Raw genomic sequence first — 13919 nt, 5'->3', positions numbered from 1 at the left:
CAGAATAGGTTTTAAGCAGAACATGTCCGATACGCTCGTCATCACCAATTTGCATTGCTCGGTGGAAGGGAAGCCCATCCTGCGTGGCGTGAACCTGACGGTTCGTCGCGGCGAAACTCACGCGCTCATGGGTCCCAATGGCAGCGGCAAGAGTACGCTCGGCCTCGTCATCATGGGTCATCCCAAGTACGAAGTGACCGAAGGGACGATCGCGCTCAATGGCGTCGATCTGCAAGAGATGTCGCCCGACCAGCGCGCTCGCCTGGGCTTGTTCTATGCCTTCCAACGTCCGGTAGCGATTCCCGGCGTCAAGCTGGCCGACTTCTTGCGTCATGCGGCGACCAACGTCCGCAATCCGGAACGCAAAGAGGGCGAAGAGTTGATGCCCATGCGAGAGTTCCGCAAAGAGCTGAAGGCCAAGATGGAGCAGCTGCGGATGAATACCGATTTTGCCCGCCGCTATGTCAACGATGGCTTCTCGGGCGGGGAAATGAAGCGGGCCGAGATTCTGCAAATGGCCATGCTGCAACCCAAGATCGCCGTGCTCGACGAAACCGACTCCGGTCTGGATGCCGATGCGGTTCGTCTCGCCAGCCAAAGCATTGCCGAGATCGGCCGCGAGAAGATGGGCCTGCTCATCATCACGCACCACGACAAACTGCTCGAACACAACCCGCCCGAGTACACGCACGTGATGCTTGGCGGCCGAATTGTCGAAACGGGCGGCCCCGAATTGGCCGTCGAACTCCATTCCGAAGGTTACGACCGCGTTCGGCGCACCTATCCCGATGCCGCCGAGGAAAATCGCTTGATGGCAGCCAAAGAAGAACTGGCCGCGGGTGCTTCCAACTAGTTTTGCTAGTTGAGTTTCACTCGTCATCAACAACCATTCGATCACACGATTCAAGCGCAGCAAATCATCAAAAGCGATCGCGACTTTCCAGCGGTCACTTTAGGTAAGAGTCAGCCATGAGTACTGAAACCTCGCTCCCCACCATTGAGAACCCCGTTGGGGAAATCAATAAGTACGACTTCCATACCGACAGCAAGCCGGTCTTCAAGGCTCGCAAAGGTATCGATGCCGAAATCGTGCATCAGATTTCGGACATGAAGAACGAACCCGATTGGATGCGCGAGTTTCGCCAGCAATCGCTCGAGATCTTCTTCAGCAAGCCGATGCCCAAATGGGGCGGCGATATCTCGCTCGACTTTCAAGACATCTATTACTACCTGAAGCCGACAACGGGCCAGGGAAAGACCTGGGACGAAGTTCCCCAGGAAATCAAAGACACGTTTGAGAAACTGGGCATTCCCGAAGCAGAACGCAAGTTCCTCTCGGGTGTGAAGGCGCAGTTCGAAAGCGAAGTGATCTACGGCTCACTCAAGCAAGACCTGACCGACAAGGGTGTGATCTTCACCGACACCGACACTGCGGTGCGTGAACATCCCGAACTCGTGCGGAAGTACTTCGCCAAGATCATTCCTCCTTCCGACAACAAGTTCGCCGCGCTCAACTCGGCTGTGTGGTCGGGCGGTTCGTTCATTTACGTACCACCAGGCGTGAAGATCGAATTCCCGCTGCAGGCTTACTTTCGCATCAATGCCGAGAACATGGGTCAGTTCGAACGGACCCTGATCATCGTCGATGAAGGGGCCAGCATTCACTACGTCGAAGGTTGCACGGCTCCGATGTACAGCAGCGAAAGCTTGCACTCGGCTGTGGTCGAAATCAGCGTGCAACGTGGTGCTCGTTGCCGCTACACGACGATTCAGAACTGGGCCAATAACATCTTCAACTTGGTGACCAAGCGGGCCATGGCTTACGCCGATGCCACGATGGAATGGATCGATGGCAACCTCGGCAGCAAGCTGACGATGAAGTACCCAGCCGTGTACATGATGGAGCCAGGTGCTCGCGGCGAGATCCTCTCGATCGCGTTTGCCGGTCCTCATCAGCATCAAGACGCTGGTGCCAAACTGGTGCATTGTGCCCCGAACACCACGGGCCAGATCATCAGCAAGAGCATCTCGAAGGGTGGCGGTCGTAGCAGCTACCGTGGACTCGTTCGCGTCGAAAAGGGCGCGACCAACGTCAAGACAAGCGTCGTTTGCGACGCCCTGATCCTCGACGACAAGAGCCGCAGCGATACTTACCCCTACCTCGAAATCGCCGAGCAGGATGTTTCAATCGGTCACGAGGCGAGCGTCTCGCGCATTGGTGAAGAACAGCTGTTCTATCTCACCAGCCGCGGTCTGACCGAAGCGGAAGCGTCGGCCATGATCGTCAACGGTTTCATCGAACCGCTGGTGAAGGAACTGCCGATGGAATACGCCGTCGAAATGAACCGGCTGATTCAGATGCAAATGGAAGGCTCGGTTGGGTAGTGCATGGCTCGGGTCACTGGGTTTCATGCGTGCCAGCGAGACTTTGCCGAAGCGCTCGTGCGCGGCGATATCAAAATTGCGGACTGGAAGCCGAGCGAGAACCCTTACGATTGGCTTGGCAAAGGCATTTACTTTTGGGAGCGGAATAAGCGAAGAGCGCGGCAGTGGGCTGCGAAGAATGTTAAGGGTGACGCCGCGATTTTGCGGGTTGAGCTCGAACTGGGCAAATGCTTGGATTTGGCAGATAGTGATTACTTGGGTCTGATTCGGGACGAGTACGATAGTCTCGTTGAGGAATATCGCGAGCTGAACTGGAAGATGCCCGCCAATCGAAAATCCGGCCTGCGTGATTTAGATCGGCTTGTGATCGATCGATTCGTCGCCAAAATGGAAAGCGTTGACGGGCTAGCGATCATCAAGTTCGACACGGTTTGTGCTCCGTTCGAAGAGGGTGATCCTATTTTTCCGGGGTCGCTTATCCGAGATCAGAGCCATGTTCAAATCGCAGTGAGAAATTATCAAATGATCCACACTGTGGAACTGGTCGAATAGCAGGAGCTACAGCATGGTCAGACGTGCAGATGCAGATACCATTGCCAAGGCGCGCGAGATTCTCAAAGTAGCTCGGGCCCGGCCGATGGAAGAGAGAGTTGCGGATTTGCTGCGGAGCGGCATTGTCGACGAGAACGGGCAAGTCATTCACAAGAATGTCACAACCGGTTACGGCAAAACGTCCAACGGATGTTCCCCAGTGAAAAAGATAAAGAAGCCATCGAACGGAAAGCATTCCTGAAAATGTCGGCCACGTACCTTGCATCCTTCTCAACCGAAGCCTTTGAATCCTTCCTCCGTTCGCGCAACGAGCCCGAGTGGCTCGTCAACCTGCGCAAGCATAGCTGGGAAGCATTTCAGCGGATGGACTGGCCAGCTCGCAATGACGAAGAGTGGATTCGTACCGATATCCGCCTGCTCAAGCTGAGCCAGTTTGGTTTGCCCGTCGATGCTGCGAAGCCGGACGTTGCGATACCTTCGCTCCTTTCCGAAGGTGTGCAACTCGCTGGGCAAGTCAGTTCGGTCGATGGACGGCCGCAGTCGGCAACGATCGATAAGAAGTGGCAAGAGAAGGGCGTGATCTTCGGCAGCCTCGATGAAGTGGCCAAGACGCATGGCGACCTCGTCCAGAAATATCTGCTCACCCGCGCGGTAAATCCCGAGTACGACCGCTTTGCTGCGTTGCATGGCGCTTGCTGGTCGGGTGGTCATTTTCTGTATGTGCCGCGGAATGTGAGCATCGGCGATCCGTTCCATTTCATCTCGGCGCTCAGTGGTGGCGGAGCCGATCTCAGTCACTCGCTGATCGTGCTTGAAGAAGGGGCCGAAGCAACCGTGATGTGCGAGACAGCCAGCTTGCCCGTTGCCGCTGACGCGACCGGAGCCGGTTTTCATAATGGTGCGACCGAAGTGATTCTTGCCCCACGGGCCATGTTGCGGCTGGTGAGTTTGCAGAACTGGTCCGACCAGGTTTGGAACTTTGCCCATCAAAAGGCCCTCGTCGGTCATGACTCGACCCTGCAATGGACGATTGCCGCAATGGGGAGTCGCCTCAGCAAGGTGAATCAACACGTCGAACTGTGCGGCAAGGGCGCCGAGTGCCAGGTGAACGGCGTGCTCTTTACCGAAGGCAAGCAGCACATTTCGTATCACACGCTGCAACATCACGCGGCCCCCGGCTGCCGCAGCGACTTTTTGTATAAGGCCGCGTTGCAGGACAAGTCTCGCACGGTCTGGCGCGGCATGATCAAGGTTGATCCGCTGGCTCAGAAGACCGACGGCTATCAACGCAACGACAACCTGATGCTCAGCACCGAAGCCCGGGCGGACTCGATTCCTGGCCTGGAAATCGAAGCCGACGACGTCCGCTGCACGCACGGCAGCACGACGGGCAAGGTTGACGAAGAACTCATCTTCTACGCCCAGGCTCGTGGCTTCACGCGGCAAGAAGCGACTCGCATCATTGTCAGCGGGTTCTTTCAACAGATCTTCGATCGCATCACTATCGAAAGCGTCCGCAATGCCCTCGGTCACGCAATCCTCCGCCGCGTGCGAGAGTACAGCTAGTTCGAAGTTCATAGTTCGAAGTTTGTAGTTGGCTTTCGAGCTCCTGTGCCATTCGTTCTTCCCTCGCTGCTAACTACGAAATTCAAACTTCAAACTTCAAACTCGAAACTTCTTCCTATGCCCGATTTTGTGAAAACCGTTCCCGCCGCCGAACTCGCCGATCCGGGCAAAGAATTGCTCGAAGTGGGTGAGCGCGTCGTGGTACTGATTCACAAGGACGGCAAGTTCTTTTGCATCGACGACGTCTGCACGCACGACGGTGGTCCGCTGAGCGACGGCGAACTCGACGATCACACGATCGCCTGCCCGCGACACGGCGCGAAGTTCGATATCTGCACTGGCAAAGCCCTGACGATGCCCGCCACCGAAGACACCGCCGCTCATCAGGTGGAAGTGCGCGATGGTTGGGTGTGGATTAAGTTGAGCGAAGAGTAAAGCTCAAAGTACGCCCCGCACGCGGATCATTTCGGCTTGAGATGTTACGCGCTGCTCGACCAGCGCTGCAACTCTCTCCTTCAGCGGCACCATCCCCGCTGCTTCGACGAGTTTCTGCAACTCAGCAGCATCTGCATGACGCAGCACCGCTGCAGTGAGCTCGCCCGTGAGTGGCGGCAGCATCTCAGCGGTGGCGATTCGTCCGGAGTAGCCGCTCCGTTGGCAACGATCGCAGCCGGTGCCTGCGCAGGTGCAGAGCTTTCGCAGCAACCGCTGATGAAGCAGTAACGCGAGTCCACTGCGCAGGAGATACGGCTCGATTCCCATCTCGGCGAGGCGTGAGATCGCCTCGCACACACTGCCGGCGTGAAAGGTGGAGATGACAAGCTGCCCGGTGAGAGCCGCTTGAAAGACCGCGGCCGCCGTCGGTTGATCGCGGACTTCGCCGAGCAAGACCACCTCGGGATCTTGCCGCAGCAGTGCTCTCAAGCCACTTGCCAGGTCAAAGCCCGCGGCGGGATTCACTTGCGATTGCGAAACGCCGTCAAGGGCCACTTCGATGGGATCTTCGAGCGAGACAATACTGCGAGCCCCTGTCGTCGCCTGCACCACCTGCCGCAAGCAAGCGTAGGCGGTCGTCGTTTTGCCGCCGCCAGCAGGACCGGTGATCAAGATCGCTCCGCTCGTTCGCTGCAGGGCTAGCTGGAGTGCGTTCGAGATTTCGTCCGGTAGCTGCAAGTCGTCAATGTGCAGCAACTCTTGCGGTGCCACAAACAGGCGGATCACGACCCGCTCGCCATGCAGCGACGGAAACGTGCTGACGCGCATCTCGGCCCGCGTATCAACGGCGGGGATGCGTCCTTCCTGCGGAATGTCAGTCCGATAGGTGAGCAATCGCGCCAGCACCTTCAGTCTGGCGGCGACATCGGTTCCCTCGCCACGCGAGAACGTGCCGACCAGTTGCAGCACGCCGTCGAGTCGCCACCGAATCTCAATTCCGGCCAGCGTTGGTTGCAGATGAACGTCGCTGGCGCGCACTTGGTCGGCCGCCGCTAGCAGGCGATCGACAAACTGCATCGCATAATTCAGATCCTTGGGATCTAACTGCTGCAGATTCGAGGTGATCGAAGTTGCTGGCATGCGAAAGCAAGCTTTCCCAGTTGAACTGGTCAGGAACGAGACAGCGAGGTAACTAAGTTGTGGATCAATCTCATGACTATCGCGCCACAATGCTAGCGACGACAAAATCGATTTAACCGGCAAAGTTTCTCAACTCTACCCAGCCTGCGAGCCGAAAACACCATGCGAGGCACCGCGCGCCGAATCGGCAGGCATCGGTCTACTGATCGCACGCAACTGCCAGCAATATCCAGTGAGTGACGTCCCATCATGGCCAGCGATTCATCCCTTTCGCAATCCCCAACCAACGGTCAGCAAACGACCGCCGTGGGCGACGCGCTAGCCGATTGGGGTGGCGTGGTGGTCGATGGTGTGAGCACCGTCGGCGACATCACGATCTTCTTCTTCCGTACACTGGCTTGGCTGTTCTTTCGCGCCCCAAAGTGGGAAACGCTGCTACCGAACTTTTATCAGGTCGGCGTGCTGAGCCTGCCTGTGATCGCGCTGACCGGCACGTTCATCGGCATGGTCCTCTCGATGCAGAGCTATTTCCTGTTTAAGGATTTGAATCTCGAATCGTACCTAGGCGCGGTGATCAATAAGACGCTGCTGCGCGAACTCGGACCGGTGCTCGCCGCGACGATGCTCGCTGGCCGCGTTGGCTGTGCGATGTCGGCCGAGTTGGGCACGATGCGCGTGACCGAACAAATTGACGCCCTGGAAAGCATGGGCGCCGATCCGATTCATTACCTGGTGGTGCCGCGATTTCTCGCCTGCATCTTCCTGATTCCCACGCTGACGATCATGGCCGACTACATGGGCGTGGTGGGCGGATATTTTCATGCCGTCGTCATTCTCGATGTCGATAAGCACTACTTCTGGTTTCACACCGAACGCTTCGTCAACATCTTCGATTTGTTCAGTGGCGTGCTGAAGAGCTTTTTCTTCGGCGCGGCCATCGCGATCATCAGCTGCCATCGCGGCTTCAATTGCACACCTGGGGCCGAAGGCGTGGGGCGCGCAGCGACAGCGTCGTTCGTGTATTCGTTTGTGATGATCCTGATCATCGACTTGGTCCTGGGCCAGCTGCTGTACAACGCTTACTACCGCATGTACCCGGAAGCGGAGTCGCTGTTCTAATGGCCATGCCCGCTTCGAACCTGCCGAACGTCCTGGAGATTCGCAAACTGAGCGTGCAGTTTGGTCGACAGAGCGTATTGCGCAATATCGACCTGAATGTGCCCAAGGGGCAAACACTGGCCGTCATCGGCGAGAGCGGCTGCGGCAAAACGGTGTTGCTCAAAACGCTCATCGGCTTGATTCGCCCGTCGCAAGGCGAAGTCCAGTTTGACGGCCGCGACTTCACGAAATTAAACGATCGCGACCTTGTCACGCAGCGGATTCGCTTCGGCTATTTGTTCCAAAACGCTGCCCTATTCGACAGCATGACGGTTGGCCAGAACGTCGCGTTTCCGTTGCGGCAACATCGCAAGCCCAGCGAACTCGAAGTGAAGCGCCTGGTGCTCGATCGCCTGGCGGAAGTCGGCTTGCCCGATTCGGTCGTCGTAAAAAAGCCGGCGGAACTCTCGGGCGGTATGCGCAAACGTGTTGGCATGGCCCGCGCGCTGATCCTGAATCCCGAGATGATGCTTTACGACGAGCCGACGACTGGCCTCGACCCGATCATGAGCGACGTCATTAACGAACTGATGATGCGCACGCGACGCCAGCACCAGGTTACGAGCCTGGTGGTCACACACGACATGCGAACGGCTCGCAAAGTGGCCGACCGAGTGATCATGCTCTATCCGCTGCCTCGCTTGCGTGGCGACGAATCGCAAATCATTTTCGATGGCCCCCCCAGCGAACTCGAAAACTATCCCGATCAACGTGTGCGGCAATTCGTCCGCGGTGAAGCAGGCCAACGCCTGATGGAACTGCGCGAAGCCCGCGGCATTGTGAATGAAGACCTGTGAGAAACTCTGCGTTCTGCCTTTTTAATTCTGCATTTACCAGCCCCTAGTCCCTAGCTCCTAGCCCCTTCCCCATGGACGAACGAACCTTACGATTACGCGTCGGTGTCGTGGTCCTGGCCGCGATCCTGGTCACCGGCATCCTCGTCATGCTGATGGGCGATATGCCGTTCCCGGGTGCGCAGAAAAAAGTGATCTACGTCCTGTTTCCCGAAGCGCCTGGCGTTTCCGTCGGCACCCCCGTGCGCAAGAGCGGCATCACGATTGGCCGCGTCACGCGTGTCGAATTGCTCAAGCCTCAGGGCGTGCGAGTGACCACCGACATCGACTCTCAGTTCTCGGTGCTCGATAGCGAGTACTGCCGCGTGGGCACGACGTCACTGTTGGGCGATGCCCTGCTTGAGTTTGTTCCCGGTGTTGAATCGACAAATGCCCGCCCGCTCGAATCGGGCGCGGAGATTCAGAATGGCGTCGTTGCTGGCAACCCCATGAACGTCGTCGTCAACCTCGAGCACGATATCAAGCTCGCTCTGCAGTCGTTTCGCGATGCCGGCCACGAAGTGCAACGGGCTGCCAGTACGCTCAACTCGGCGGTCGCCAACAACGACGATCAGATTCCCCGCATCATGCAAAAGTCGGAACGCGCCCTCGATCAGTTCAACAACACGATGGCCACGATGAACGATCTGTTCGGCGATCCGGAACTGCGTAACGGCTTGAAGCAAACCATGCGCGATGTACCCCAGCTGTTCGCCGAAGCTCGCGACACCCTGCGTCAAGCCAACGAATCGTTCGCCGGCATGAAGACCGTGACCGATCGCGCCGGGCGCAATCTCGAAAACCTCGAGAACTTTACTCGTCCGCTCGGCGAGCGAGGTCCGCAGCTGGTCGAGAACCTTGATGGCAGCTTGGCCAATGTCAACGCTCTGCTCGAACAGTTGGTCGAGTTCACCGACAATCTCAACAGCAAGCAAGGGACGCTCGGCCGGCTGATGAACGACGAAGAGCTGTATCAAAAGCTGAACCGCTCGCTGACGAACATCGAAGAGATCACATTCAAGGTGAAGCCCATCCTCGAAAACGTCACGATCTTCACCGACAAGATTGCCCGCGATCCTCGCCAACTCGGCGTCAAGGGTGCTCTCGACGGTCGGCCACTTGGCGTCGGTGCCAAGCAAGCTTCCTACGGCGGCGACTCGTTCATTCAAGGCAATGGCTACGAACTGGGCGAAGAAGAATACTGCCCGCCGTCGCAGCTCCACTCGTCTCGCCCCGCCATGCCGATCCTGAAGCGGTAGTGACTCGACGTAAGTGCGGTTCCACTCGCACCGTTTTCGCTCCTAAGTGTTCAACCACGGGCCGATGGTTGAACGCCAAACGCTGCCAAACCCGAGGAATATGCCTAATCCTGTTCAGCAATGGCTCTCATTGTTGAACACCCCTCTTTTGCGGTCGCAGGAGACTTACGGCGACGGATCACCCTTCGTCGGACCAAGAATCAACACATGTCTGGTCACTCACCGGCCCTTGTTTTCGACGCGGTCAGACGAGAGAATTGGGACTTCCGAAATTCCCGGTTTTGTTCACCCGTTTTGCCTAACTGCCGCACCACCATGGTCTTTGACAACATTCTGAAGCTGCAAAAACAGTTGACCGACAAATACGTGGTGGTCGATGCCAATCGCCCCGAATTGCGGCGGTTCGACGGCCAAACCGGCACCGTCAAGACCGTGAATTTCAGCGGTCGGGCCTTGGTGCAGTTCGACGGCCACAACAACATTGGCTGGTACGATATCGATCCCGCCTTTTTGAAGGTCATCGACGCTCCGCTGCCAAAGGCCGAACCCAAGGCGGAAAAGAAGCCCGCCAAGGAAGCTGCTCCCAAGGCGGAAGCCGCCCCGGCCAAGCCCGCAGGAAAGAGCGCGGCCGATATTCTGGCCGCTGCCAAGGGCGGAGCCAAACCGGCTGCCAAGAGCCCCGCCGACATCCTTGCTGCCGCTAAGGGTGGTGCCGCTTCTACACCGGCTGCCAAGCCTGCCGGCAAGATGAGCGCCGCCGATATCCTCGCTGCTGCCAAGGGTGGCGCGAAGGCAGCCCCGGCTGCACCCAAAGCCGAAGCACCCAAAGTGGAAGCTGCTCCGGCCAAGCCCGCCGGCAAGATGAGCGCCGCCGAGATCCTCGCCGCTGCTAAGGGGGGCGCGAAACCAGCCCCGGCTGCTCCGAAAGCCGAAGCCCCCGTCGCCAAGGCGGCTCCCAAGGTCGAAGCACCCCCGCCGGCTCCAGAGCCAGAGCCCGAACCGGCTCCCGCTGCTGCCGGTGGCGATGGCAAAAAGTCGATGCTCGGCAAGTTCAAGACAAACGACGAGATCATCGCGTTCTTGCGCGGCGGGAAGTAGTTAACTGCTCGTCCCTGTCGCACGACCATAGCAGTGCTCAAACAGCAGGTGCCATTCCGCCTGCGAAATCTCTTCAGCCAGTTCCCGCTGACTGGCTTTGCCGCGAGCAATCTGTTCGCACCAATCGATGAACAGGTATGGGTCCCAGGCACTGTTCGCAGCGATCTGCTCTGCAACTGAATCCTGCGCACTCTGAGTGGCGATCAACTCTTGGGCTCGGGCCTGCAACTCCGGAAACACGGCGTGCGAACCCACACGCCGGAACCAGTACTTGCCATTCCCATAGTCGGGCTCGCGGCGGTGCATGATGCCGTGCCAGTAACTGCCGTCAGGCGTTTCAATTTCCTGGCTCAGTGAGTGCGACTCGTCGAGAAAGTCATGCAGCAGCCACAGTCCCGAGAGGCAACAGCGGGCTGCGTCTTGGTCGACTACATTTCGTCCAGCAAACGCGTTCGCGATCGTCAGTGCCGCCAACTTTGGCCGCGCGGCTTCATTGGCTCGACCCGGGCTGAGTTCGCAGCGGCGAGGCGGCGAAAGAAGTTCATCAATTGGCTGTCCGTAGGTGGCGAGCATAACGCGTCAGTGATTCGTAATGGTTTCGTCGAGGTTCAGCAGTACCGCGGCTAGGTTGGTCCAGGCTGCAAGTTCCGGATGCGACAGGTCCGGCGGCAAATGAGCCTGTCCGACGTGCAACAGCTGATCGGCGGCCGTGGGCTCCCGATTGTAATGCTCAAGGTCCGCGGCGAGTTGCTTCTGTAGCAAGTCTCGTTCGGCGGCGGTCACCTTTCGGCTCAGCACCAATCGCGCCATGCGATTTAGGCGAGCTTCGGTCGTTGCCTCTTTTTCCCGCAGCACCCGCGTGGCCAGCACGCGCGCCGCTTCGACGAACGTGGGATCGTTGAGAAGCACCAGTGCCTGCAGCGGCGTGTTCGTGCGACTGCGACTGGCGGTACACTTCTCGCGATTGGGAGCATCGAAGGTCGTCAGATTCACGGGGGGCGAACTTCGCTTCCAGAACAGATAGACGCTCGCGCGATACAACTGGCCGCCAGTTCCTGGCACATACGTTTGTGCACTCAGTTCGTTCGTATCAAAGGCCAGTTCCTTCCATAGGTCGCCAGGCTGATAAGGCTTGGTTCCCGGGCCGCCCTGAGCCGCGTTTAGCAAGCCGGCGGCTGCGAGCAGGGAATCTCGAATCGCCTCGGCCGACAGTCGCTGGCGAGGACCGCGCGCGAGCCAGCGATTCTCAGGGTCAGCAGTTGCGAGAGCGGCGGAGGTTTCACTTTGCTGACGAAACGCCGCGGAACTAACGAGTTGCCGATGCAGTCGCTTGGTGTCCCAGCCACCGTCGACCCATTCGCGCGCGAGCCAATCAAGCAATTCCGGATGCGAAGGCTTGGCACCACGCAGGCCGAAGTCATCGGGCGTGGTTACCAGTCCCGCTCCGAATATCTGCTGCCACGCGCGATTCACGCCGACGCGTCCCGTCAGCGGATGTTGCCCATCAATCAACCAGCGGGCGAACCCCAGGCGATCTTGCCGCGCGAGCTTCACTTGCTGAGAAAGATACTCCGGAGCATGTCGCTGCACCCGCTCTCCAGGCTGATCGTACTGACCATTCTGCAGCACGAACGTGGGGCGAGGTTCGGGCAACTCTTGCATGACGAGGACCGTGGGAATCTGCTGCTGGAACAAATCGTGACGGGCGATCTCGGCACGCAGCGATTCATTCAGGCGACGATACTCGGCATCGTGATTCTCCAGATAATATTGCCGCACAGTAGCTTGCTGCGAGGGCGATCGTTCCGCAGCCTTCACGCGTAGCAGGCTCGCGAGCGGATTACCTCCGCTGAGCAGTTGCAGCTCACTGTCGCTGAGGGTGCGAGCATACAGGCGAACCTCGTCGAGCATGCCGCGCCAGCCATCATCGTGCTCGGTGCCACCCACTCGCAGCGGTCCGCCAGCCACAAAACCGGCAGCAGGCAACTTGCCTGTCGTTTCTGTTTCGAGCGGCTTTCCATTGAGCCATAGCTGAACCTTGCCAGGCTGTCGCTGATCGTAACGAGCGGCCACGTGCTGCCAGCGACGTAGCGCCACAGGCTGCTTCGCCCGTACGACCAGTTCATCTTCGCCGCGCCGCTGCGTGAGTCGAACTTGCAGCGCACCTTCGTGCAGGCTCCACTCCCAACCTCGCTGATAAAGCACATCGTCGACTTGCGCGACCAGTGACATGTCATCTTCGGTCGTGGGGAAGATCCAGGCGCTGAGCGTCCACGAACCATCACCGGCGAGCGCCGGCACATGCGGCAGTTCCAGCGACGTTTGCCCATTCAGCAGCAGAGCATTGCCAATCTGCCCCGCGGCAGTAGTCGCGGTGCCACGCACGCGCGCCGGTTTGTTTGTGCGAGCGTCGTCAGCCGTGAGATTGTCCTTCACAACATCGAGCGGCAAGTGTACCGCCGCGTTTGCTGGCGGAGCTTGCAGGTTCTCATCACCCAGCTGCGATTCCCACCGAGTTTGATCGGCAGCGGAGCTGGCTGCGCGAGTGGATAGCAATTGTTGCAGCGAGGCGATTCGTGCATTGAGCCGATTCAGGTCCTCTTGTTGCTCGCGCGTCGGCGCTGCCAGGCGAGGTTTCGCTGCCGTCTGTCGAGCGAGGAGCGCTGGCTCGTCGACGCTGTTGAAGAAGGCCATCAGGCCATAGAACTCGCGCTGCGAAATCGGCTCGTACTTGTGATCGTGACAGCGGGCACAGCCCCAAGTTTGTCCGAGCCAAACAGTGCCCGTGGTATTCACGCGGTCGATGGCATGCTCGGCGAGGAACTCCGCGGGGATCGCGCCGTTCTCATCGTTGAGCATATGGTTCCGCTGAAAGCCGGTCGCGATTCGCTGGCTCAGCGTGGCATTCGGCAACAAGTCGCCGGCCAGTTGCTCGAGCGTGAATTGATCGAAAGGCTGCCCCGCGTTGAGTTGCTCAATCACCCAATCACGCCACCGCCATTGCTCGCGCTCGGTGTCGGCATGATAGCCGTGCGTATCGGCATAGCGGGCCAAGTCGAGCCAGTCGCTGGCCAGATGCTGACCATAGCGGGGCGAAGCGAGCAGCCGATCGACTTGCTGCTCATAAGCATCGGGCGCTTGGCTCTGCTCGAAGGCATCGAGCTCGGCGAGTTCCGGAAACAGGCCATGCAGCGCGAGTGTCACGCGTCGCAACAAGGTCCCGCGATCTGCTTCAGCGTTCGGCTCCAATTTGTGCTTGGCCAACTCTTGCCGCAGAAAGGCATCGATGGGCCCGCGCACTTTTTCCGGCTGGGAGAAAGAGGGAACCGTCGGCCGCTGCGGAGTGAGATAAGCCCAGTGTGGCTCCGCGGCCTGAATGCTCGCACCGGCGATGAGCGCGCAGGTACAGGCCAGGGCCAAGCCCCGAATCCTGCACCAAAGATAGCGCTTCGCGCGCACCATCATCGCCACTTCTCCCCATCTCCAGCTTAGT

The 13919-nt window shown here is 58.8% G+C and carries 13 protein-coding genes; 10 read left to right on the top strand and 3 right to left on the bottom strand.

What is annotated here, in order from left to right; all coding sequences use genetic code 11:
* Positions 1–22 precede the first annotated feature (22 nt).
* From sufC to NA78x_RS04810, 6 genes are all read left to right on the top strand, one after another.
* The gene (gene sufC, locus NA78x_RS04835) at positions 23–853 is read left to right on the top strand and encodes a Fe-S cluster assembly ATPase SufC (RefSeq protein WP_425617294.1); all 831 of its coding nucleotides are present in this window, start codon (positions 23–25) and stop codon (positions 851–853) included.
* Positions 854–969: 116 nt separating this feature from the next.
* The gene (sufB, locus tag NA78x_RS04830) at positions 970–2385 is read left to right on the top strand and encodes a Fe-S cluster assembly protein SufB (RefSeq protein WP_425617293.1); all 1416 of its coding nucleotides are present in this window, start codon (positions 970–972) and stop codon (positions 2383–2385) included.
* Between the two features lie 57 nt (positions 2386–2442).
* Entirely contained in the window at positions 2443–2937 is a 495-nt protein-coding gene (locus NA78x_RS04825; protein WP_425617292.1) for a hypothetical protein, read from the top strand.
* A 13-nt stretch (positions 2938–2950) separates the two neighbouring features.
* Positions 2951–3178 (top strand): hypothetical protein, encoded by a 228-nt coding sequence (locus NA78x_RS04820; protein ID WP_425617291.1) that lies wholly within the window; start codon positions 2951–2953, stop codon positions 3176–3178.
* A 2-nt stretch (positions 3179–3180) separates the two neighbouring features.
* Entirely contained in the window at positions 3181–4503 is a 1323-nt protein-coding gene (gene sufD / locus NA78x_RS04815; RefSeq protein ID WP_425617290.1) for a Fe-S cluster assembly protein SufD, read from the top strand.
* 117 nt (positions 4504–4620) lie between these two features.
* Complete coding sequence (locus tag NA78x_RS04810; RefSeq protein WP_425617289.1) at positions 4621–4938, top strand: Rieske (2Fe-2S) protein; 318 nt, start codon at positions 4621–4623, stop codon at positions 4936–4938.
* A 3-nt stretch (positions 4939–4941) separates the two neighbouring features.
* Here NA78x_RS04810 and NA78x_RS04805 read toward each other — a convergent pair whose 3' ends face one another.
* On the bottom strand, positions 4942–6078 hold the full coding sequence (locus NA78x_RS04805; protein WP_425617288.1) for a GspE/PulE family protein: 1137 nt from the start codon (positions 6076–6078) through the stop codon (positions 4942–4944).
* Positions 6079–6327: 249 nt separating this feature from the next.
* Here NA78x_RS04805 and NA78x_RS04800 point away from each other — a divergent pair, with 249 nt between their 5' ends.
* The 4 genes from NA78x_RS04800 (at position 6328) to NA78x_RS04785 (ending at position 10426) form a co-directional block, all read left to right on the top strand.
* Entirely contained in the window at positions 6328–7197 is an 870-nt protein-coding gene (locus NA78x_RS04800) for an MlaE family ABC transporter permease (RefSeq protein ID WP_425617287.1), read from the top strand.
* Complete coding sequence (locus NA78x_RS04795; protein WP_425617286.1) at positions 7197–8033, top strand: ABC transporter ATP-binding protein; 837 nt, start codon at positions 7197–7199, stop codon at positions 8031–8033. The genes NA78x_RS04800 and NA78x_RS04795 overlap by 1 nt, the downstream gene beginning before the upstream one ends.
* A gap of 71 nt (positions 8034–8104) precedes the next feature.
* Complete coding sequence (locus tag NA78x_RS04790) at positions 8105–9328, top strand: MlaD family protein (RefSeq protein ID WP_425617285.1); 1224 nt, start codon at positions 8105–8107, stop codon at positions 9326–9328.
* Positions 9329–9643: 315 nt separating this feature from the next.
* On the top strand, positions 9644–10426 hold the full coding sequence (locus tag NA78x_RS04785; protein ID WP_425617284.1) for a hypothetical protein: 783 nt from the start codon (positions 9644–9646) through the stop codon (positions 10424–10426).
* Here the strand turns inward: NA78x_RS04785 and NA78x_RS04780 are convergent, their stop codons facing one another.
* Positions 10427–10999, bottom strand: coding sequence for a hypothetical protein (locus NA78x_RS04780; protein WP_425617283.1), 573 nt, complete (start codon positions 10997–10999; stop codon positions 10427–10429). It abuts the gene before it with no gap.
* Between the two features lie 6 nt (positions 11000–11005).
* Positions 11006–13846, bottom strand: a complete 2841-nt coding sequence (locus NA78x_RS04775) for a DUF1553 domain-containing protein (protein WP_425617282.1) — start codon at positions 13844–13846, stop codon at positions 11006–11008.
* Positions 13847–13919 lie beyond the last annotated feature (73 nt).

Source organism: Anatilimnocola aquadivae (assembly GCF_049819085.1).
Lineage (GTDB): Bacteria > Planctomycetota > Planctomycetia > Pirellulales > Pirellulaceae > Anatilimnocola.
Note: the sequence above shows the minus strand (reverse complement) of the source record. Positions and strands in the feature narration are given on the sequence as shown.

Excerpts from the sequence above, each read along its gene's own strand:
- sufC (WP_425617294.1), top strand. The coding sequence starts at position 23 with ATGTCCGATACGCTCGTCATCACCAATTTGCATTGCTCGGTGGAAGGG.
- sufB (WP_425617293.1), top strand. The coding sequence starts at position 970 with ATGAGTACTGAAACCTCGCTCCCCACCATTGAGAACCCCGTTGGGGAA.
- NA78x_RS04820 (WP_425617291.1), top strand. The coding sequence starts at position 2,951 with ATGGTCAGACGTGCAGATGCAGATACCATTGCCAAGGCGCGCGAGATT.
- sufD (WP_425617290.1), top strand. The coding sequence starts at position 3,181 with ATGTCGGCCACGTACCTTGCATCCTTCTCAACCGAAGCCTTTGAATCC.
- NA78x_RS04810 (WP_425617289.1), top strand. The coding sequence starts at position 4,621 with ATGCCCGATTTTGTGAAAACCGTTCCCGCCGCCGAACTCGCCGATCCG.
- NA78x_RS04805 (WP_425617288.1), bottom strand. The coding sequence starts at position 6,078 with ATGCCAGCAACTTCGATCACCTCGAATCTGCAGCAGTTAGATCCCAAG.
- NA78x_RS04800 (WP_425617287.1), top strand. The coding sequence starts at position 6,328 with ATGGCCAGCGATTCATCCCTTTCGCAATCCCCAACCAACGGTCAGCAA.
- NA78x_RS04795 (WP_425617286.1), top strand. The coding sequence starts at position 7,197 with ATGGCCATGCCCGCTTCGAACCTGCCGAACGTCCTGGAGATTCGCAAA.
- NA78x_RS04790 (WP_425617285.1), top strand. The coding sequence starts at position 8,105 with ATGGACGAACGAACCTTACGATTACGCGTCGGTGTCGTGGTCCTGGCC.
- NA78x_RS04785 (WP_425617284.1), top strand. The coding sequence starts at position 9,644 with ATGGTCTTTGACAACATTCTGAAGCTGCAAAAACAGTTGACCGACAAA.
- NA78x_RS04780 (WP_425617283.1), bottom strand. The coding sequence starts at position 10,999 with ATGCTCGCCACCTACGGACAGCCAATTGATGAACTTCTTTCGCCGCCT.